18 protein-coding genes are annotated in these 20,934 nt (G+C 62.7%); 9 read left to right on the forward strand and 9 right to left on the reverse strand.

Features of this window, described 5'->3' with window-relative positions:
• Positions 1 to 43: 43 nt before the first annotated feature.
• The 5 genes from ACRTG1_RS09725 (at position 44) to nadE (ending at position 6,090) form a co-directional block, all read left to right on the forward strand.
• Positions 44 to 1,153: a hypothetical protein gene (locus ACRTG1_RS09725; RefSeq protein WP_432516176.1), complete on the forward strand. Its 1,110-nt coding sequence runs from the start codon at positions 44 to 46 to the stop codon at positions 1,151 to 1,153.
• Positions 1,154 to 1,288: 135 nt separating this feature from the next.
• On the forward strand, positions 1,289 to 3,235 hold the full coding sequence (gene asnB, locus ACRTG1_RS09730; RefSeq protein ID WP_432516177.1) for an asparagine synthase (glutamine-hydrolyzing): 1,947 nt from the start codon (positions 1,289 to 1,291) through the stop codon (positions 3,233 to 3,235).
• 17 nt (positions 3,236 to 3,252) lie between these two features.
• Positions 3,253 to 3,531, forward strand: a complete 279-nt coding sequence (locus ACRTG1_RS09735) for an acyl carrier protein (protein WP_113153047.1) — start codon at positions 3,253 to 3,255, stop codon at positions 3,529 to 3,531.
• Between the two features lie 10 nt (positions 3,532 to 3,541).
• On the forward strand, positions 3,542 to 5,101 hold the full coding sequence (locus ACRTG1_RS09740; protein ID WP_432516178.1) for a class I adenylate-forming enzyme family protein: 1,560 nt from the start codon (positions 3,542 to 3,544) through the stop codon (positions 5,099 to 5,101).
• Positions 5,098 to 6,090 carry an NAD(+) synthase gene (nadE, locus tag ACRTG1_RS09745; RefSeq protein WP_317088748.1) on the forward strand — a complete coding sequence of 331 codons (993 nt, stop codon included), beginning with the start codon at positions 5,098 to 5,100 and terminating at the stop codon, positions 6,088 to 6,090. The genes ACRTG1_RS09740 and nadE overlap by 4 nt, the downstream gene beginning before the upstream one ends.
• Here nadE and ACRTG1_RS09750 read toward each other — a convergent pair whose 3' ends face one another.
• Both ACRTG1_RS09750 and rocF read right to left on the reverse strand, forming a co-directional pair.
• Positions 6,091 to 7,176 carry an ornithine cyclodeaminase gene (locus tag ACRTG1_RS09750; protein WP_113153050.1) on the reverse strand — a complete coding sequence of 362 codons (1,086 nt, stop codon included), beginning with the start codon at positions 7,174 to 7,176 and terminating at the stop codon, positions 6,091 to 6,093. It abuts the gene before it with no gap.
• A gap of 2 nt (positions 7,177 to 7,178) precedes the next feature.
• On the reverse strand, positions 7,179 to 8,099 hold the full coding sequence (rocF, locus tag ACRTG1_RS09755; protein WP_113153051.1) for an arginase: 921 nt from the start codon (positions 8,097 to 8,099) through the stop codon (positions 7,179 to 7,181).
• A 130-nt stretch (positions 8,100 to 8,229) separates the two neighbouring features.
• On the opposite strand from rocF, the gene ACRTG1_RS09760 reads away from it, so the two are divergent.
• Entirely contained in the window at positions 8,230 to 8,667 is a 438-nt protein-coding gene (locus ACRTG1_RS09760) for an Lrp/AsnC family transcriptional regulator (RefSeq protein ID WP_113153052.1), read from the forward strand.
• Between the two features lie 106 nt (positions 8,668 to 8,773).
• The gene (locus ACRTG1_RS09765; RefSeq protein ID WP_283799774.1) at positions 8,774 to 9,841 is read left to right on the forward strand and encodes a Gfo/Idh/MocA family protein; all 1,068 of its coding nucleotides are present in this window, start codon (positions 8,774 to 8,776) and stop codon (positions 9,839 to 9,841) included.
• A 7-nt stretch (positions 9,842 to 9,848) separates the two neighbouring features.
• Here the strand turns inward: ACRTG1_RS09765 and ACRTG1_RS09770 are convergent, their stop codons facing one another.
• Together ACRTG1_RS09770 and ACRTG1_RS09775 are read right to left on the reverse strand one after the other, a co-directional pair.
• Positions 9,849 to 11,015 (reverse strand): Gfo/Idh/MocA family protein, encoded by a 1,167-nt coding sequence (locus ACRTG1_RS09770; protein ID WP_432516179.1) that lies wholly within the window; start codon positions 11,013 to 11,015, stop codon positions 9,849 to 9,851.
• A 62-nt stretch (positions 11,016 to 11,077) separates the two neighbouring features.
• The gene (locus ACRTG1_RS09775) at positions 11,078 to 12,328 is read right to left on the reverse strand and encodes a glycoside hydrolase family 5 protein (protein WP_432516180.1); all 1,251 of its coding nucleotides are present in this window, start codon (positions 12,326 to 12,328) and stop codon (positions 11,078 to 11,080) included.
• Between the two features lie 156 nt (positions 12,329 to 12,484).
• Here ACRTG1_RS09775 and ACRTG1_RS09780 point away from each other — a divergent pair, with 156 nt between their 5' ends.
• Entirely contained in the window at positions 12,485 to 13,261 is a 777-nt protein-coding gene (locus ACRTG1_RS09780; RefSeq protein WP_206544340.1) for a class I SAM-dependent methyltransferase, read from the forward strand.
• A 101-nt stretch (positions 13,262 to 13,362) separates the two neighbouring features.
• Here ACRTG1_RS09780 and ftsZ read toward each other — a convergent pair whose 3' ends face one another.
• The 4 genes from ftsZ to ACRTG1_RS09800 form a co-directional block, all read right to left on the reverse strand.
• Entirely contained in the window at positions 13,363 to 14,388 is a 1,026-nt protein-coding gene (ftsZ, locus tag ACRTG1_RS09785) for a cell division protein FtsZ (RefSeq protein WP_206544271.1), read from the reverse strand.
• Between the two features lie 174 nt (positions 14,389 to 14,562).
• Positions 14,563 to 15,774: a glycosyl transferase gene (locus ACRTG1_RS09790; protein ID WP_206994728.1), complete on the reverse strand. Its 1,212-nt coding sequence runs from the start codon at positions 15,772 to 15,774 to the stop codon at positions 14,563 to 14,565.
• Between the two features lie 11 nt (positions 15,775 to 15,785).
• The gene (locus ACRTG1_RS09795) at positions 15,786 to 16,583 is read right to left on the reverse strand and encodes an HAD-IIB family hydrolase (RefSeq protein WP_432516181.1); all 798 of its coding nucleotides are present in this window, start codon (positions 16,581 to 16,583) and stop codon (positions 15,786 to 15,788) included.
• Positions 16,580 to 18,361: a sugar phosphorylase gene (locus tag ACRTG1_RS09800; RefSeq protein ID WP_432516182.1), complete on the reverse strand. Its 1,782-nt coding sequence runs from the start codon at positions 18,359 to 18,361 to the stop codon at positions 16,580 to 16,582. Before ACRTG1_RS09800 ends, ACRTG1_RS09795 begins: the two co-directional genes overlap by 4 nt.
• Before the next feature lie 126 nt (positions 18,362 to 18,487).
• Here ACRTG1_RS09800 and ACRTG1_RS09805 point away from each other — a divergent pair, with 126 nt between their 5' ends.
• Entirely contained in the window at positions 18,488 to 19,408 is a 921-nt protein-coding gene (locus ACRTG1_RS09805; RefSeq protein ID WP_113153060.1) for a LysR family transcriptional regulator, read from the forward strand.
• Between the two features lie 66 nt (positions 19,409 to 19,474).
• Here ACRTG1_RS09805 and ACRTG1_RS09810 read toward each other — a convergent pair whose 3' ends face one another.
• The gene (locus ACRTG1_RS09810; RefSeq protein WP_206547891.1) at positions 19,475 to 20,905 is read right to left on the reverse strand and encodes an aminobutyraldehyde dehydrogenase; all 1,431 of its coding nucleotides are present in this window, start codon (positions 20,903 to 20,905) and stop codon (positions 19,475 to 19,477) included.
• Between the last annotated feature and the right edge of the window lie 29 nt (positions 20,906 to 20,934).

The following is a 20,934-nucleotide window of genomic DNA, read 5'->3' on the forward strand; positions in this document are numbered from 1 at the left end:
GGTCCCGAGTGTATTTGTATTCAACCGGGGCGCGTAATTGTCCGTGAGTGAAATCCGTCCATTGGAGCGTGATGACATTTCCGCCATTGCGGAGATGTTCCAGCGCATATTGCGCAAGGGACACGGCCCCGCGCCGCTTGGCGCGCGCGAATATCTCGAGACACTCTTTCTCGACCCGCCCTACCACGACGACGACATCCATTCACTTGTGCATCTTCGCGAAGACGGCACGGTCAATGGTTTCATGGGTGTGCTTCCCATGCCCTTCGTCTATCAGGGCAAAACCCTGAAGAGCGCCATCGGCGGCAGCTTCATGGTGGATGGTCACGAACAGGATCCCTATGCCGGCGCGCGCCTTCTACGCGCCTTCCAGTCCGGCCCGCAGGATCTCTCACTGACCGAAACCGCCAATGATGTTTCCACGACCATGTGGCGCAAGCTGCGCGGCACGATCCTGCCGGATTACAGTCTCGAATGGCTGCGCATCCTGCGCCCGGCCGGCTTCATCGCCGCCATGGCCGCGTCCGCCTTCGCGCCTGCCGCCATCGCAAAACCGCTCGCACGGCCCTTCGACGCCCTGCTGCGGCGCCGGGGCGCACCGCCCCAATGGACCCATGTGTCGGATGCGGAATTTGCGGGCAAGACACTTGCCACCGAGGACGCCGATGCGGCTGAAACGGTGTCGCTGTTCCAGCAATTCGTCTCTGCCTTCGCCCTGCATCCTCAATGGACGGAGAACGCGCTTCAACGCATGGTGCATGAATCGCAGCGCAAGGCGGATTACGGCGCGATGGTGCGCCGCAAGGTGCTCTCGCGCGGCGGCAAGCCGGTCGGCCTGTTCCTCTATTACGGCGATGCGGGCGGCATCGGACGCGTGATCCAGATCCTGTCTCTGCCCGGTCAGGAAGGCCCGGTCATCGACGCAATGCTGGCGGACGCGACCGAACGCGGGCTGGTGGCTCTGCGGGGGCGCGGACAGCCGCCCCTGATCAACGCCATGCTCGGTCGCCGCTTCGCATTCATCCATGCGTCCTCCAGCATTGTTCATGCGAAAGACAAGACGCTGCTCGAACCGTTCATCAAGGGGCAGGCTTTTTTCAACGGCTTTGCGGGAGAATCTTGGACGCGGCTTCTTGGGGACCGTTTCGACTAGAGCAATTCCAGGAAAAGTGGGCACCGGTTTTCCGTCCGGAATTGCGGAAAAGCAAAAAACTGGAGCGCTTTCGCGATTCAACAAAAAGCTGCGACAGCGGAACCGGGCCAAATGGCCCGCAGGGGTGGTTTGTAAATGTGCGGAATAGCGGGTTATTGCGGAGCGGGTCTTCACCCGCAGGAAGCTGAAAGGCTTCTTGCGGCCATGTCCGCCACAATCGCCCATCGCGGCCCGGATGAAGCCGGCATCCACGTGACAGAAGATGTGGGCCTTGCCCATCGCCGCCTTTCCATTGTCGATCTGGCGGACGGCCAGCAGCCCATGACGAGTGCCGACGGGCAGCTCCACATCACCTATAATGGCGAGATCTTCAATCACGTCGAACTGCGCCGGGACCTTGAAAGCCGTGGTCATCGCTTTCGCACGTCAAGCGACACCGAAGTCATACTGCACCTCTACGAGGCGTTCGGGCCAGATTGCGTTGAGCAACTCAATGGCGATTTCGCCTTCGCGATCCATGATGCGCGCCGCAAGCGCCTTTTCCTCGCCCGCGACCGCATGGGCGTGCGCCCGCTTTACTACACATGGCGTCAGGGCCGGTTCCATTTCGCGTCCGAGATCAAGGCGCTCCTTACCGTTCCTGGCATGGAGGCGCGGCTCGACCCCTTCGCGCTCGACCAGATTTTTACACTCTGGGCTCCCATTCCACCGCGCACAGCGTTTGAAGGCGTCAGCGAACTGCCGCCGGCGCACTGGATGATCGTCGAGAATGGCGCAACCCGCACGCAACGCTACTGGGATCTGAATTTCTCCGATGTCCGGCACAATTCTTCCGAGGCAGAGCTGGCGGGGGAGACCCGTGCCCTTCTGGAAGACGCAACGCGCATTCGTCTGCGCGCCGATGTGGAGGTGGGAACCTATCTGTCGGGCGGGCTCGATTCCTCCATCATCGCCGCACTCGCCAAGCGCATGGCGCCCGCCGGCCTGACCAGTTTCGCCGTCACCTTTTCCGATCCTGCCTTCGACGAAAGCGCATTCCAGAACGAGATGGTGCGTGCGCTCGGCACTGAGCATCACACTGTCGATTGCGACATGGACGAGATCGCCACCGTGTTTCCGCAGGTCATCCGCCACACGGAGCAGCCGATCCTGCGCACCGGTCCCGCACCACTCTACCGGCTGTCCGGTCTGGTGCGCTCGAAAGGCATCAAGGCGGTCCTTTCCGGCGAAGGGGCAGACGAGGTCTTTGCCGGTTACGACATTTTCAAGGAGGCGCGCATCCGGCGCTTCTGCGCGCGCCAGCCGGGCTCGCAATTGCGGCCGCACCTGTTCCGCCGCATCTACCCCTATCTCTCCAATCTGAAGCGCCAGACACCGGATTATCTCGCCGCCTTTTTCGGCGTTGCCGGCGACGATCTGAACGACCCGCTGTTCTCGCATCGCCCGCGCATCCGCAGCACCGCAGGTGCGAAGCTCTTCTTCTCCGATGCACTCAAGGCGACGCTCGGCGACTATGATGCGGCAGACGAACTCGCCGCCACACTGCCTGACGCCTTCAGTGAATGGCACCCGCTGCATCAGGCACAGTATCTGGAAACCCGCTTTCTCCTGCCCGGCTACATTCTCTCCAGCCAGGGCGACCGCATGGCGATGGCGCACGGGATCGAAACACGCTTCCCCTTCCTCGACCACCGGCTGGTCATGCATGCCGCGCAGATACCGGCGAGCGTCAAGCTCAGAGGGCTCAGGGAGAAGCATCTTCTGCGCGAGGCAATGCGCGATGTCGTGCCGCCACAGATCGCCGACCGGCCCAAACAGCCCTATCGCGCGCCAGAGGCCAGCGCCTTTACCGATCACGCGCAGGCCTATGTGGAAGGAGCATTCGAGAAATCGGCGCTGGAAGAAAACGGAAACTTCCACGTTGAAAAAACAGCCAGATTGTATAAAAAAAGCCGGCTAAATAGTTTCACCGGTTTTCGAGACAACGCAGCATTCGTCGGCATTCTGTCGACACAGCTTTGGTCCCAGCAGTTCGCCAGGCCGGTTCGGATAACGGATCAACCTCTGGCGGTTCGTGCCTGACCGTGAAAGGAAGCACCATGCCCCAGTCCATCAATGCCGATATCCGCGCCTTCATTATCGAGAACTTCCTGTTCGGCGATGAAGCAGACGCCCCGGAAGACGATGTATCTCTGATCGAGAACGACATTGTCGATTCCACCGGCATTCTGGAGATGGTCTCGTTTCTCGAGGAGCACTTCGCCATCGATGTCGCCGACCCGGAGATCGTGCCGGAAAACTTCGACACGATTGCCCGCTTAAGCGCCTTTGTCGCGGGCAAGAAGAAGGCCAGGGAGACCGCGCCAGCCGGCGCATAGGAGCGACGCAATGCGCGTTGAGACCTTACTGAAAGACCGTGCAGGGCTTGCCCCCTCCGCCACCGCGCTTGTCACGGGGCCGGACCGGTTAAGCTACGCCGATTTCGACCGTCTGGCCGACCGTCTGGCCGGGGCCTTATGCGCCCACGGGGTCGAGCCCGGCGACCGGGTTGCGCTTTGCATGGACAATAGCCGGGAGATGGCCATCGCCATCTTTGCCGGTCTCAGGGCCGGCGCGACGGTCGTTCCGGTCAACCCCGGCGTCAGGGCCGAGGGCCTCGCCCAGATCTTAATGGACTGCACGCCAAAAGCCCTCATTCATGAGGCCAGGCATGGCGGCCTCGTGAATGAGGCGATTGCTGCGGCGGGCCACACGCCCCTTTCCATCGTCGCCCGGACGGACATCGTCACCCGGACGGACAGGGCCACGCTCAGCGACGCCATCGCCTTCGACACCTGCCTCGATTTAGAGGCGCCCTTACCCGCCCGGCAGGAAAACGACCGGGATCTCGCCTTTCTGATCTACACCTCCGGCTCATCCGGCAGGCCGAAGGGCGTGATGATGAGCCACCGCAATGTCGATGCGGCAGCGGCGATGATCGCCGATTATCTGGAAAACGACGACAGGGACGTGGTGCTTTCCGCACTGCCGCTTTCCTTCACCTACGGGCTGTATCAGCTTCTCGTAGCCGTGCGCAGCGGCGCGACGCTCGTTCTGGAAAAGAGCTTCGCCTTCCCCCATGCGGTTCTGGAAAAGGCGCATGCCGAAGGCGTTACCGGGTTTCCCCTCGTGCCAACCATGGCGGCCATGCTCGCCACGCTCGAAGGGCTCACGCCCGACCGGCTACCGCCGCTGCGCTACATCACCAATGCCGCAGCCCACCTGCCGCCCGCCCACATTCAGGCGCTGCGCGCCCTTTTCCCGGCAGCGCGCATCTACTCCATGTACGGTCTCACCGAATGCGCGCGGGCAAGCTTCCTTGCACCGGAAGAGCTCGACCGTCATCCCACCTCCGTCGGCAAGGCCCTGCCGGGCACCTCGGCCCTTGTCGTCGATGAAGACGGCAACGAAGCCGAGGCGGACGTCACGGGCGAACTCGTCATCCGCGGACCGCATGTCATGCAGGGCTACTGGAACAATCCGGAAGCAACCGCGCTTGCGCTGCGCGATGCGCCCGATGGCAGCGGTCGAAGGCTCCACACGGGCGACCTCTTCAAACGCGATGCGGAAGGCTTCCTCCATTTCGTCGGCCGCCGGGACGAGGTGGTGAAGATCCGCGGCGAAAAGGTTTCGCCCAGACAGGTGGACGCCGTTCTGGCCGCCTGTCCCGGCGTGCGCGAGGCGCTTTCCTTCACCACGCCCGACCCCGTCTTCGGCCACCGGCTCGACGCGCTCATCGTGGCCGACGATCCCGGCCTCACCGGACGCATGCTCGCCCGGCACTGCAAACACCGCTTACCGGACACGATGGTCCCGAAGTCATTCATTTTCCCGGCGGAACTGCCGAAAACGGCAAACGGAAAACCCAGCCGCCGCCTCGCCGCCATGGAGGCCCTGAAAGCATCATGAACGACATGAACATCAGCTTTTCCATCGACGATCTGAAGATCGATCCCGCCGCTGAAGCCCAGCGCATCGTCACGGCGCTGCGCACGCAGCTGCGCAGCAGACTGCGCAAGCGGGGATTAGTGCTCGGCCTGTCCGGCGGCATCGATTCCAGCGTCTGCGCGGCCCTTGCCGCACGTGCGCTCGGGCCAGACCGCGTCTTCTGCCTGTTCATGCCGGAATATGATTCCGACCCGGAGAGCCTGCGGCTCGGCCAGGAAGTCGCAACGACGTTCGGTCTCTCCAGCGTGATCGAGGATATCGGCCCGTCGCTCGCTGCCATGGGCTGCTATGAGCGCCGCGACGCCTTCATTCGCCAGGTCGTGCCGGACTATGGCGCAGGCTGGTCGATGAAGATCGCCATAGCCAATGCGCTCACCACCAAGGCCTACAACATCTCCTATCTGGTGGTGCGGCGGCCCGACGGCACGGTCGAGAAGCACCGGCTCCCGCCAGAAGTCTATCTCGGCATCGTCGCCGCCACCAACATGAAGCAGCGCACCCGCAAACAGCTCGAATATTACCATGCCGACCGGCTGAACTATGCGGTCATCGGCACGCCCAACCGGCTGGAATATGATCAGGGTTTCTTCGTGAAGAACGGTGACGGCGCAGCCGATGTGAAGCCCATCGCCCACCTCTACAAGTCGCAGGTCTACCAGCTCGCGAAATATCTCGGCGTGCCCGCCGAAATCCGCCGTCGCATGCCGACGACAGACACCTATTCGCTCGCCCAGTCACAGGAGGAGTTCTATTTCGCGCTCCCCTATCGCGAGATGGATCTGTGCCTCTACGGGCTCGACCACGCCATTCCGGCCAAGAAGGTCGCCTGCGCCACCGGCCTCAGCGAGCGGCAGGTGGGGCTTGTGTGGCGCGACATTGCCGCAAAACGCAAGGTCGCCCACTATCTGCACCTGCCGCCGCAGTTGGTCGAGGAGATCGACGCCCCCTGATCAGCCAGCCTTTTTGGCCGCGAGCAGCGAAGAGCCGGGGAAACGCAGAAGCATGCCGAAGAGATCGCGCGGCTCATCGGGGTCGGCCAGAAGGTCGAGCTCGATGAAGTGATCGGTCTCGCGCACGCGGTCATAGACATAGCGCAGCGCCGAGAAATCCTCCGTCGCGAAACCGACGGAATCGAACAGCGTGATCTGGCGCGGCTCGCGACGCCCTTTCACCTTTCCGGCAATCACCTGCCACAGCTCTTCCACCGGGTGATCCTCCGCAAGCTGCTGGATCTCGCCCTCGATGCGGGTCTGCGGCGGATATTCCACGAAAATGTCGGAGCGGGTGAGAATGTCGCGATGCAGTTCGGTCTTGCCGGGGCAGTCGCCGCCCACCGCGTTGATGTGCACGCCGGAGCCAACCATGTTGTCGGTCAGGATCGTCGCATATTGCTTGTCGGCGGTCGCGGTGGTGATGATGTCCGCGCCTTCCACCGCTTCTTCCGGCGTCTTGCAGGCGGTCAGCTCGAAACCCAGCCCTGAGAGATTGCGCAGGCACTTTTCCGTCGCGCCGCCATCAACGTCATAGAGCCGCAGCCGGTCGACGCCGAGTGCCGCCTTGAAGGCCATCGCCTGAAACTCGGATTGCGCGCCATTGCCGATAAGCGCCATGGTACGCGAGCCCTCAGGCGCAAGATACTTCGCCGCCAGAGCAGATGTCGCCGCCGTGCGCAGCGCCGTCAGGATCGTCATTTCGGTGATCAAAAGCGGATAGCCATTGCCCACATCGGCATAGACGCCGAATGCCGTCACCGTCTGCCGCCCCTCGCGGGTGTTCTTGGGATGACCGTTCACATATTTGAAGCCGTAATGCTTGCCATCGCTCGTCGGCATCAGCTCGATCACGCCTTCGCGGCTGTGCGCGGCCACACGCGGCGTCTTGTCAAAATCCTCCCAGCGGAGAAAATCTTCCTCAATGTAATTCGTCAGTTCCGCCAGAAAGCGCTCCACGCCGATTTCCAGCACCAGTTCCATCATGTGATGCACACTGACGAAGGGAACGAGGTTCAGCTTGTCGATCGAAGGGGTATAGGTCATCGTCAATGGCTCCTGGTAGGCCGATCCATGATGCGCCGGCCAAGCAGACTGGCTGTGAGGTCGACAAGCAGGGTCGCCGTGCGACCGCGCTCATCGAGAAAAGGGTTGAGTTCCACGAGGTCGAGGCTGGTGACGAGACCGCTGTCGTGCAGCATCTCCATCGCCAGATGGGCCTCGCGGAAGGTTGCGCCACCGGGCACGGTGGTGCCCACCGCCGGCGCAATGGCGGGATCGAGAAAGTCCACGTCGAGGCTCACATGCAGGCGTCCGCCCTCGGCGGCCACCCGCTCCAGAAAAGCGCGCAGCAGCGGCGCAATCCCATGCTCATCAATGGCGCGCATGTCATGAACGGTCACGCCCGCCCCGCGCAGCGCGGTGTGCTCCGCCGGGTCCACGCTGCGCAGCCCAAGGGCGCAGATGCGGGTGGGATCGATCGGTGTGTGAAGGCGCGGAAAGAAGCCGTCAAAACCCGCCTGCCCGCTGGCATAGGCGAGCGGCACGCCATGCAGATTGCCGCTGGCGGTGGTGTCGAGCGTGTGGAAATCCGGATGCGCATCGAGCCAGAGAACAAAAAGCGGCCTGTCGGCCTCCGCCGCCCGGCGCGCCATCCCGGCAAGGGTGCCGGCCGCCATGCTGTGGTCGCCGCCAAGAAAGATCGGCATGCCGTCTTCGCCTGCGGCGTAAGAGGCCTCACTGATCGCATCCGTCCAGGCGACGATCTCCGGCAGCGCCTTCAGCGCAGGATTTCCATGCGGCTTCACATTCTGCGGTTTTGGAACAACGGTTCCGAGATCGGAAACCTGATGGCCAAGCTCGCCAAGCGCCGCCACAAGACCGGCCGTGCGCAAGGCGCTCGGTCCCATTTCGCAACCCATGCGCCCGGCGCCATCCTGCACCGGAATACCCAAGATCTTGCAATGCATAGCGCCACCGACCCATCGAACAGTTCCCGTTATTCGACCCCGGATCGTCGGCAGAATGAACAAACCAAATTGCCAAAAATTTCATAAGCATTTATCATTTTGCTAATTATGGATTTCATTTTGCACAATCATGGATGAACTCGACGAACGCCTGATCACCCTTCTGCGCCATGATGCGCGCCGCAGCATCTCGGATCTGGCGATGGATCTGGGCGTGTCGCGCGCCACGGTGCGCGCCCGTATGGAGCGGCTGGAAAAGGCCGGTCACATTGTCGGATACACGGTCATCCTGCGGGCCGACACGGTGGAAGCGCCGGTGCGCGGCATCACCATGGTGGAGATCGAAGGGCGCTCTGCCGACCGGGTGATCCACGCGCTTGAGGGTTTTCCGGAAGTTTCCGCCGTTCACACCACCAATGGCCGCTGGGACATCGTCGTGGAGCTCGGCGCGTCCACACTGACCGATCTCGACGCGGTGCTGCGCCGCATTCGCCTCATTCCCGGCATCATGAACAGCGAAACAAGCCTGCTTCTGGCCACGCCCCACAGCACCCGCGCGCGGCTGTGATTGAGCACCTGCCTGCACCTGTCCGCACCGGGCTTATTCGGGCGTTAACCCGGCAAAGCTAACCTGCACTTCCCTGCCCCTTTCCAGAACCGGCGAGCAAGCGACGATGCATTCAAGACCCTCAGAAACAATCCGCTGGGGCATCGTCGGCGCCGGCGTCATGGCCGAGCAGTTCGCCAGCGATCTGGCACTGACGGAAAAAGCCGCACTCACCGCCGTTTCCTCCCGCACGCCTGAAAAGGCCGCAGCCTTTGCCGCGCGGCATGGCAATGTCACGGCGCATGCCGCTTGTCAGGCACTTCTTGGCGACCCTTCAGTGGACGCGGTCTACATCGCCACGCCCAATGACACGCATTTCGAAATCGCCCGCGCCGCCATCGAGAGCGGCAAGGCGGTTCTGGTCGAGAAGCCGCTGGTGACCACCAGCCGGGATGCCGCCCGGTTGGCGACACTTGCCTCGGAGCGCGGTGTCTTTCTGATGGAGGCCATGTGGACGCGCTTCCTGCCGGCCATCGCCAAAACCAGGGCGCTGATCGGGGAAGGCGCAATCGGCGAGGTCACGCGCCTGCGCGGCAGCCTCGCCTTCCACCACCCCTATGATGCCGAAAGCCGCTTCTATTCCCGAGCCCATGGCGGCGGGGCCATGCTCGATCTCGGCATTTACGGCATCTCGCTCGCCCGCTTCCTGATGGGCGAGCCGCTGGAAGTTGATGGCGAATGGCGACAGGCCCCAAGCGGCGTCGACAAATCCGCATCGGTGACGCTTCTGTTCGACCGGGATGTCGAAGCGCACCTCTCCTGCTCCTTCGAGCATGAGGGCGACAACTGCTTCATCATCGAGGGCAGCGACGGGGCGCTGGTTTTGCAGCCCCCCTTCATTGCCGCAAACGCCGTCCTGCATTGCCGCAACCGGCTTGCAGCCCGCCTTGCCGCCTTTCCCGGTCAGTCGGCCCTGTCCCGCGCCATTCGCAAATTCGCGCGAGGCGCGCCATTGCCGGGCATCCACCGGCACGCTTTTCCCCGCGCGGGATACGGGCTTCAGTATGAAATCGCGGCGGTCGGCGACGCTCTCCGCGCCGGCCATACACATGACCGGCGCAGCGCCCCGCTCGACACGGCGCGCACTCTGGAAATCATCGAAACGGTTCTTGCCGAGCAAAACCGGAAGGGTTGAGGACCGCTCAGTCCTTCTGCGCCTCCGGCTTGAACGCAAAATGCGTTTTCGGCGTGTAATCATGCTCGCCGGCGCTCAGCGCCAGAACGAGCTCGGTCAGGTGCAGGGCCACCTTTCCTGAATAGAAGGGCATGCTGCCGCCAGAGAGCGCCTTCGCCTGCTCTGCAACGCCCCGGGCAAAATCGATCCGCGAGGGATAGGCAGGCAGGGCCTTGCCACCCTTCGGCGCGGTGCTCGCAACGCGCCGGCCGGGCGTGATGCGCAAAGGCAGGGTGCGCCCGATGCGGTTTTCGATCCCGTCGAGAACCTTCTGCAAAAGGCTGCGCTCACGCCCCGGTGCTGAAAGATGGATTGCGGAATTGTCGTCCCACAGGTCGCGCAGGATCATGCTTCCACGGTCGCCAAGCACGGTGAGCGAGCGGTCGCGCGGTGCTGCCAGCCCACAGGTGATCCGTGCCTTGACCCCGTTCTCGAAGGTCATGATGCCCACGGAGAAATCCGGAGCCAGCGCCTCGCCTTCAAGTTCCGGCCCCTTTTCGGCAAAGCAGAGGGCGGATGACGCCGACATATGCGTAACGGGGCCGAACAGACCGACCAGCCAGCTCATTGCATAGCCGGCATGCTCCAGCGTGCACCCAACCTTGAACTCCTCGGCGCCCGGCCAGCGCGCGCCAGAGCGGCTGCGCCAGCTTCGCCAGTCGGCGCGAAACACGGGACCATCTTCCATCTCGGCATAGACCAGCCGGGACGCGCCAATGTCACCGCGCGCCAGGATCTGCGAGAATGTCCGGTAGGCCGAGCTCAACCCGTTGGCGGGCGCAGTGCAGAGAATGAGGCCGCGCTTTTCGGCCAGCGCTGCAAGCTCCATGGCCTCATCCAGCGACATCGCCAGCGGCTTCTCGCAATAGACATGCTTTGCCGCTTCAAGACAGGCGCGGTTGATCTCGTAATGGCTTTCCGTGCTCGTCAGATTGACGACAATCGCAACATCAGGATCGCTCAGAAGTGCGGGCTGATCCTCATAGGCGCGCACACCATGAAAGGCGCAAAAGCGCTCCAGCCGCTCAGCCTTGCGGTCCCAAACACCGGCAAGTTCAAGCCCGGGGTGGTTGGCCAGCGTGGTCATATAGTAATCGGCAACAAAACCGGTGCCGATGAATGCGATTTTTGTCATGGGAGCGCCTCAATTTGAGACGGCTTACAATTACTCGACTAAGTTTTCCAGAGGACGCCAGTCTAGTTTTTCAGCTCCCCGATCATGCGCAGCACATCATCTTCTGCCCGATGTCCGCCGAATTCTTCAACAATTCCAAAGGCTCCGCCATAGCCCCAGATAGACCAGGAAAAGCCACGCTCCTCGGCCTGCGCGATCATGTCACGCATATAGGCCGCTCTCCATTCGGCGGGCATTACATCCGGGTTCTGATATTCCTGACGGATCATCCCGAACTCACCGAGAATGATGTTCGCAGGATCGACGCCGTACTTCGCCGCCCAGTCGGCAACGATGTTGAAGGGGGCCGCCATTTCGGCTTCCAGTTCCTCCTTCGTGTCGACACCGGCGATCAGCTCGTCCAGATAGGCCAGCATGCCGGCGCGGCGCAGGAATGGCGCGTCGTTGCGAATGCGTTCGCGCGCCTTCTCAATGGCTTCGGCCAGTGCTTCCGGGTGCGCATGCGGCGGATAGGGAACGCGCGTCACATAGCGGATGAAATCGCCGGCCCACAGCGCCCCCTGCGAGGTCAGGACAAACGGCGCATAGGAGTGAAAGCCCCAGAGAATGTTGTCGTCGGGAATGGTGTTCGGGTTGAGCGCGGCAAGCCCTTCCGCCGTTCCCCAGCATGCGCCGGACAGTATCAGCGTCGTGCGTGGAGCCGACGAGCGCGCAGCGGCAAAGAGCCTGCCCAGCTGCTCGTCCCAGGCAGCGCCTTCCGCACCCTCGCAGCCCGTCACCGGCTCGTTCAGAAGCTCGAATGCAACCATGGCCGGATCTTCTGCGGCGAGTGTCCGCCCCATCTCGCGCACCAGGTCCAGATAGCGCTCGAACAGGGCCTCGTCGCGCAGAATTTCCTCAACGCCGGCAAAGCGGTCCGCGCCGCGCGGAATGGGATGCAGATCGACGATGACCTTGAGGCCCGCCGCATTGATCGCGCGCGCACCTTCAAGAACGGAAGCAAACAGCCTGTCGCGGAAGCCAGCCGATTTCGGCGACAGGAACGGGATCGGATCGACCGGCATGCGCACGAAGTCGAAACCCGTCTCCTTCAGAAGCGCCAGATCTTCGGCGTCGATCTTGCGACGCCATTCGGGATAAGGCAGGAGCACATCTTCCTGCGTCCATTCCGCTTCATCGGGCCATGTGTCCCAGATGTCGAGGTTGACGCCACGGGCAGGCGCAAACGTCGCTGCCTCAAGCGGTCCCGCGAAAAAGGCCAGAAGGCTTGCCGCCGCCAGAAAGCCCCTGAACCGCATTGTTCTGCCCGCCATGGCGGCGCTCCCCTCTCCGATCCTTCCGAGCGCGCGTCAGCGCCCACGGCATACCAGTGGGTATCAGCCCCGGATTAACGAAATATAGCGATTTGCTTGCATACGGTGCACGCGCCGGTTGCGACCGGCAAAACGCATTTGCGCAAGGGAAAGATGATGACGGTGACTGACCGATGGCGGCCTGAAACGGCAGCCGGGGGATTTACGCGCGATGACGAAGACATCGCTTTCTACACGCGCATCAACGCCCTTGTCCGCCCGGACATGGTGCTGGTCGACCTCGGTGCGGGACGCGGCTCGCGCTTCGATGAAGGCACCTCTCCCTTCCGCAAAGATTTCTGCAATTTCCAGGGCAAGGTGAAGCACGTGATCGGCCTCGACGTCGATCCGGTGGTCATGGAACACCCGCATCTGGACGAGGCGCATGTGATCGAGCCGGGCGGCAGGCTGCCGCTGGCGGATTCGAGTGTCGACATCATCGTGTGCGAATGGGTGATCGAGCATGTCGAGCATCCGCAGGAATTCGCCGACGAGATCCACCGGGTGCTGAAGCCCGGCGGCTGGTTCTGCGCCCTGACGCCAAACAGCTATGGCTATGTGGGCATCTCGAACCGCATCATCCCCGACAGCGTGAAAGACCGGCTGATGCGCCTTGTCTGGCCGGAGCGGCCGCATGAGGACGTGTTCCCCACCTTCTACCGCATGAACACGATGGGCAGTGTCCGTCGCGCCTTCGGCGAGGAGAAGTGGACGCATCACGGCTACACGGCCAATGGCACGCCGCGCTACCACGGCAACACCGCGATCGGCTTTGCTGCGGTCGCCTTCTTTCAGGCCATCATGCCGCCGCCGATGCGCACCAATCTTCTGGTGTTTTCGCAAAAGCGTCCAGACGCCGCATCAGCGCGCGCAGAGACTGCAAAGGCAGCCTGAAATTCCGGGAATTTCAGTCTGGAATTTCGTCATTCCGGACCAAATTTCCGAAAAAATCACCGAATGAAAGAATTTGGGCGGCCAGTGGCCGCCCGTCAAAATCAGTGGATCGCCTGCGCCCGGAAGTCACCCGGCTGGCCGCCATTGGCGGCATCCTGTTCGGCCTGACTGGCAAGCCCGGCGGCAACCACCGAAACACGGAACGTGCCTTCCAGCTTGTCGTCAAAGATCGCGCCAACGATGATTTCGGCGTCGTCGCCGACCTCTTCGCGGATGCGGGTCGCGGCTTCGTCGACCTCGAACAGCGTCATGTCGCGGCCGCCGGAAATCGAGACCAGAACGCCGCGGGCGCCCTTCATGTTGGCCTCGTCCAGAAGCGGGTTGGCGATGGCGGCTTCAGCAGCCTTCATCGCGCGCGCATCACCCGTCGCCTCGCCCGTGCCCATCATCGCGCGGCCCATGTCACGCATGACGGAGCGGACGTCGGCGAAGTCGAGGTTGATCAGGCCTTCCTTGACGATCAGATCCGTGATGCAGCGCACGCCGGAATAGAGAACCTTGTCGGCCAGCTCGAACGCCTCGGCAAACGTGGTCTTGGCGTCGGCAATGCGGAACAGGTTCTGGTTGGGAATGACGATGACCGTATCGGCGGCCTGACGCAGAAGTTCGATGCCCTGCTCGGCAATGGCCATGCGGCGATTGCCTTCGAAGGTGAACGGCTTCGTGACGACAGCCACGGTCAGGATGCCGGCATTGCGCGCGGCAGCGGCGATGACCGGTGCTGCACCCGTGCCCGTGCCGCCGCCCATGCCGGCGGTGACGAAGCACATATGGGTGCCCGACAGATGATCCATGATCTCGTCGATGGTTTCTTCGGCAGCGGCCTGACCGATCTCCGGCAGCGAGCCCGCGCCGAGACCCTCGGTCGAATTCGCGCCCAGCTGGATCAGCCGTTCGGCCTTGGACATGGTCAGCGCCTGCGCATCGGTGTTGGCGCCGATGAAGTCCACGCCCTGCAGATTGTGCGCGATCATGTTGTTGACGGCATTGCCGCCACCGCCGCCGACACCGATGATGGTGATCTTGGGGCGCATTTCAGAAATTTCGGGCTTCTTCTCGTCCGTCATTGGGCCTTGGTCCTTCCTGGGGGCAAGCGGCGACAGCGAATCGCTCCGCCCGCGCGTCCGCCTGAAGGAATCAGAGTGCGCCGGCTTGTTCAAGTGTGCGCTACGCCCTGAACACCCGGAGTTTACAGCTCTGATTCAAATGTGATGACGGCCTGTAACGCTTTCAATGGCGGCTCACGCATTATCCGCCTCGACACCCTCACGCAGCGTCCTCAAGACATCCGGGTCCGCCGACTGGACGCGGCTCCAGTTGGGGATGAAGGGCGTCTCCATGGGATGCTCGAGAAAGGTATGGCCCGCCTCGACGATGTTCGCGGCAAAAAGCTCCACAGCCTTTTCCTCCCTGTGACGATCCACATGCAGCCCGTTCATCACCGCGTCGTTGTAGTAGCGCTCGATCAGGTCGAGCGCGAGGCGGTAATAGGTGGCTTTCAGGGTGCGGAAATGCTCCTGACTGAAGACGACGCCATCGGTGGCGAGCTTGCGGAAGATCGCCTTGGAAATGTCGATGGACATGCGCGAGAGACCGCGTGCGGCATCCTCCGCCGAAAGCGGCTGGTGCTTGTGGTCGTAACCGTCGCAGATATCCACCTGGCAAACCGCATGGCGGCCGAGATTGCGCCATGCCTCGGACAGGACACCGATCTCCAGCCCCCAATCGGAGGGGATGCGGATATCCGGCAGAATGGAGGTGCGCATGGCGAATTCACCGGCCAGCGGGTAGCGGAACGCCTGCAGGTATTCGACATAGTCGCTGTGCCCGAAAGTGCGCTGAAGGGCGAGCAGCAGCGGCGCAATGAGGAGCCGGCTCACGCGGCCATTGAGCTTTCCGTCCGCAACGCGCGGATAGTAGCCCTTGCAGAACTGATAGGGGAAGGACGGATTGGCCAGCGGATAGACCAGCCGCATCAGCATTTCGCGCGTGTAGGTGATGATGTCGCAATCATGCAGGGCCACCACATCGCTGTCCTGGCAGGCGAGCGTATAGCCCATGCAGTACCAGACATTGCGCCCCTTTCCAGGCTCCTCGGGCGCAAGCCCCAATGAGGACAGACGCTTCTGGACCGCCTTCAGACGCGGCCCGTCATTCCAGAGGATCGAATGGCGCTGCGGCAGCCGGGCGAAATATTCCTGCGCGAAATGGAACTGCTCTTCACTGGCGCGGTCGAGGCCGATGACGATGTGATTGATGTAATCAACCTCACAGAGTTCATCGACGATCCGCCCCAGCGCCGGCGCTTCAAGCTCGGAGAAGAGCGATGGCAGGATGAGTGTGATCCTTCGCCGTTCGGCGAAAAGCCTGAGCTGGCGCTCCATCTCTTCCGGCGTGGTCGTGCCGAGATTGTGCAGCGTGGCCACGCTGCCGCTCTGCTGGAAATCCGACATGGCGCTCCTCCCTATTCCGGTGCGTTCAACAGTGCGAGGATTTCCTCGTTCCAGCCTTCAGGTCCGGGAAGCCTTGCCCATCGTATCACCCCACCCTCTACCGGTGCGAACGGGGCGAGACCGGCATGGGCCGGATTGGGTATGACAATCCCGATATCGACGCTCTGCAGCATGGCGACATCATTGGGCGCATCGCCCAGCGCTACGCTGACCAGAGCTTCGTCTTCCCTGCGGTAGCGGGCAACAAGTTCGTCCACCCGCGCGCCCTTCGTTCCGCCGAAGGAGAGCGTGGCAAAGCGCCCGCCCTTTTGAACGGTGACGCCGTTCTCCTTCAACGCGGCACAGAAATCTGCGTAGCCCTCATCCGTGCCGTTCCAGAGACCGGGTTCCGAAAAAGCGCGCTGTTTCGCGCGCGCGGCAGCCTCCATACTCAGGCCGGTGCGGGCCGCAACCTCTTCTGCGCTCCAGTCGGAAAAGCCGGTGAAATGCCGGCGCAATTCTGATGGAAGCGCATCCAGCGTGCGCATGAGGCGCTTATGTCCGGACGCCACGGGCTCGTCACCAGCCTCGTGCTCCGGCGGCAGAATGCCAGCGCCGTTTTCCACGATTGCAGGACAGTCGGGAAAGCCGACCGCCTGCCGGATCGGCGCGACCTCGGCTGCGGTCTTGCTGGATGCAAGGATGAGGTAATGCCCTTCGGCCCGCAACCGCGCAAGCGCCGGGCGGGCTGCATCGAAATCATAGGTCTCGTGGTCGAGCAGCGTTCCGTCCAGATCGCTGAAGACGATGAAGGACCGCCGGGCGCTCATGAGACCTGCCGCCGGTTGGAGATCCAGCGCGTCTGGTAGGGGGCAAAGGCGATATCGCCGGCAAGCTGCGCGACCGGATCGCCGGTCAGGAGATCGTGCCAGTCATCGCCCTCGATCAGGTTCAACGTCATGGACGGCACGTTGCGCTCCTCATTGGTGAGATTGGAAATGGCGAAAATGCTCTGCGAGCGGTCGAGGCTCTGCCGCCAGAAGCCGAAGAAGGCGTCGCCGAGCTGGAGGGTGAACTGGGTGGCGTTGGGATGGAAGGCCGGCTGCGCGGAGCGCACGCACACCATGGCCCTGAGGCGCGAAAGGACACGCGCCGGTAAGGTCTGCGGATCGTCCAACTGCTCCCGTAACGCGGCATAGTCGAGTCGTCTGCGGTTGATCGCACGGTTGTAACCAAGCTTCTCGACCCCGTCATAATCGTTGCGGGTGGCGAGCAGCGCATGAATGTAGAAGGCTGGAACGCCCTCAAGCCCCATAACAATCGCCTGGCTGCATAAGAAGCGCTCGAGCTGGTGATCGTCGACGCCCTGATGTGTGCCGGCAAACGCGTCGAACAGCGCCACGTTCAATTCGTAGGGGCGCTCGCCATCCGGCCTTGCGTAATAGGATACGCGACCGCCAAAGCCCTGCACCGTTTCGATGACCCGTGCGATCTCGTCTTGCGGGATCAGCCCCTCTGCCGGGCGCAGGCCGATGCCGTCATGCGAGGCGGAGAAATTGAAATAGGTGCAGCCGAGCTGGGCCGGTGGCATGGCCATCTGCCAGGCGTTCAGATATTTCGACGTGCCGCCCAGAAGCGCATGCAAAAGAAGCGGCGGCAGCGCGAAATTGTAGATCATGTGCGCTTCGTTGCGATTGCCGAAATAGCTGAGATTCTCGACATTCGGGACGTTGGTCTCGGTGATGAGAACGATCGGCTCTTCGCGGTAATCGCACAGGAGACGGATCAGCCGGATGATCTCGTGCGTCTGGCGCAGATGGATGCAGGGCGTGCCGACCTCCTTCCAGAGAAAGGCCACCGCATCGAGGCGGATGGTGCGCACGCCATGCTCGATATGCCCGCGTATGATGTCGAGAAACTCCAGCAGGACACGCGGATTGGCAAAGTCGAAATCCACCTGATCGTGACTGAACGTGCACCAGACATAACGGCTGCCGCTTTCGGTCCTGAATTCACGCAGCAGCGGATGCGTGCGCGGCCGCACCACAGCGCTCAGGTCGTCGTCGGGGCCCGCTTCCTTGAAGAAGCCGTTCCACGGCTCGTGGCCCTGAAGAAAATCGGAAAACATGCGGGCCTGGCTCGAACAGTGGTTCATCACCAGATCGGACATGAGGCGGAAATGCCCGGCGATGCGTGCGATGTCCGCCCAGTCGCCCAACTGGCTGTTCACCTGACGATAATCCGTGACGGCAAATCCATCATCGGAGGTGAAAGGGAAGAAGGGCAGGATGTGAATGCCGGTGAAGACGCCCGCCAGATAACGGTCGGAGAAATCGTGGAGCAGATCGAGCGGCTTGTGCTCGCCATCGACGAGCGTGTTGCCATAGGTGATGACGTAGTTGTCCTTCTCGCTCCACAGTGCGTTTGCGGGAAGACGGCCGCGCCTGCGCGGCGCACTGGCCGCGCCGAAGAAAGCCCTTTCGGCGCTGGTTGCCAGTTCGACGGGATCGTGATCCGGATAGATGGAGGCGAGAAGCTGGCGCAGACCGTTTCGCAGTCTGGCGGGCGCGGCCGCCCGGGGCTGGCGCGCTGCTTCTCTCACAGTCATGGGCTAAACCGGCCATGTTGCATTGCAGCATGATGACGCGGGACGGCGACGATGACAAGAGGCCGCACGGGAAACGACTGCAATTGCGGATGCGCCACCGGCTGAAGCCGTTTATAGAATGGCCTCATGCGCATTCTCGATATCAAGACATTCGTGGCGCTCGCCCGCAACCGGCATTTCGGCCGCACGGCGGAAGAGCTGAACACGACACAGCCGGCGATTTCGAGCCGGCTTGCGGCCATTGAGGCCGAACTGGAAAGCCGGCTGATCAACCGCGGCGATGGCAGCTTTGCGCTGACCGCCGATGGCGAGCGCGTGCTCCAGAGTTTTGAGGCGATCCTTGGCGATATCGACCAGTTGCGGGGCACGCTTCAGGGCGACGCCGTGCCGGCGCTGGAGCCGCTGCGGATCGGGGCAATCGATTCCGTGTCATCCACCTGGATGCCGCATCTGATCGACTCGCTGCACCGGAGCTTTCCGAACCTGAAGATCGAACTGACGGTCGACGGCACGAAACATCTCGTTCAGGGCATGACCAAGGGCGAGTTCGACGTGATCTTCTCGCTGCACCCGGTGCTGGATGACGGTTTCCGAAGCTTCACTTCCTGCGTGCTGCAGATGGTGTGGGCGGGTTCGCCCAAGCTGATCGACCCGAACAGGACCTATAGTGTGGCGGAGCTGGCGAGCCTGCCGATCATCAGCTTTCCGAAGAATTCGCCACCCTACCAGATGATCGCGCCCTATTTTCACGACGAGCAGGCACTGGCCTCCAAGCTGACCACCTGCAATTCGCTCTATGCAATCATCAACCTGATCATTGACGGGTTCGGCGTGGGCGCTATCCCCGCCGTGACCATCAGGCGCGAGTTGAGCATGGGGCTCCTGCATCAGGTGCAGGTGTCGAAGCGCTTTCCGCCCATGCACATCGTGGCCAGCTATCAGGCCTCGACCCATCAGGACTTCATCCGCAAGGTCATCAGCCAGGCGCGCATCAGCGCCGCGCGGTTCTGCGCCAGTGTGGAACCGGACATGGCCTGGATCGACTGATCCCGGCAGGAAACACAAAAAGCCCGGCATCGCTGCCGGGCTTTTTCATATCCGTGCCGTTGCGGCTCAGGCCACCATGATGTGGCGGGCCTGCGTATATTCCAGCAGTGACTGCATGGAGAGATCCGAGCCATAGCCGGAGTTCTTCATGCCGCCATGCGGCATCTCGGTGGCGAAGACGCCATGGGTGTTGACCCAGGTGACGCCGTATTCGAGATCGTTGGCAAGACGCAGCGCGGCGCCGGTGTCACGCGACCAGACCGACGAGGCAAGGCCGTATTCCGAAGCGTTCGCCCAGCTCAGCGCCGTGTCCGGTTCATCAAACTCGGTGAGCGTGACGACGGGGCCGAACACCTCTTTCTGCACGATCTCGGCGCCGATGGGCGCACGCACAAGCGTCGGCTCGTGGAAGAAGCCTGCGCCATCCGGCTTGTTGCCGCCAGCGACAATGTCCGCACCCGATGCGCGGGCGCGCTCGACGAAGCCGGCAACGCGCTCCTGCTGGGCGGCGCTGATCAACGGGCCAAACTCAACATCCTCACGCTCCGGCGCGCCGTAAACGAGGCTGCCGATCATGGCGGACAGCTTGTCCGTCAGTTCATCGGCAATCGCCTTGTCAGCGAAGACGCGGCAGGCTGCGGTGCAGTCCTGACCGGCATTGTAGAAGCTGGCCTCGCGCATCGTGTCGACAACGCTGTCGAGATCGGCGTCCTTCATCACGATGACCGGAGCCTTGCCGCCAAGCTCGAGATGGGTGCGCTTGATCTGCTCGCCGGCAGCCGCCTTGAGGATGGCGCGACCGGTGCGCACATCGCCGGTCAGCGAGATCATGCGCACGAGCGGATGGGTGATGAGCGGCTGGCCGACATCCGGGCCGTTGCCGCAGATGACATTGACGACGCCGGCGGGCAGAACCTCGTTGAGGATCGCGGCCAGACGCAGAAGGCTGAGCGGCGTGTTTTCCGATGGCTTGATGACCACGGTGTTGCCCGCGCCGATGGCCGGGGCAAGCTTCCATGCGGCCATGAGCAGCGGATAGTTCCACGGCGCGATGGACGCGATGACGCCGAGCGGATCACGGCGCAGCATGCTTGTCATGGTGTGGGCGCGATAGCCGTCTGCGGCGACGCCCGGCATGTTGCGCACGGCGGTCGCATAGAAGCGGAACACGTCCGCCACATTGGCGAGTTCGCCGGCCTCGACGAAGCGGCGCGGCTTGCCGGCGTTCAGCGATTCAACCTCGGCGAGACGGGCTGCGTTTTCCTCGATCTTGTCGGCGACGGCCCACAGCATGCGGCTGCGTTCCTTCGGCGTCGTGCGGCGCCAGCGCTGGAACGCGCGGTAGGCGGACTGCACGGCGGTGTCGATCTGGCCTGCGCTGGCCGAGGCGACACGGGCGAGCTCGGTCCCGCGTGCGGGATCGAATGCGGTTTCCTCCGCGCCCTCACCGGCGACGAACTCACCATCGATGAAAAGACGTGTTTCAAGGCTGCTCATGCGTGTCTCCATTCGCTCAAGGGCGATCG

It is taken from the genome of Nitratireductor sp. PBL-C9, from assembly GCF_050877045.1.
Lineage (GTDB): Bacteria > Pseudomonadota > Alphaproteobacteria > Rhizobiales > Rhizobiaceae > Nitratireductor > Nitratireductor aquimarinus.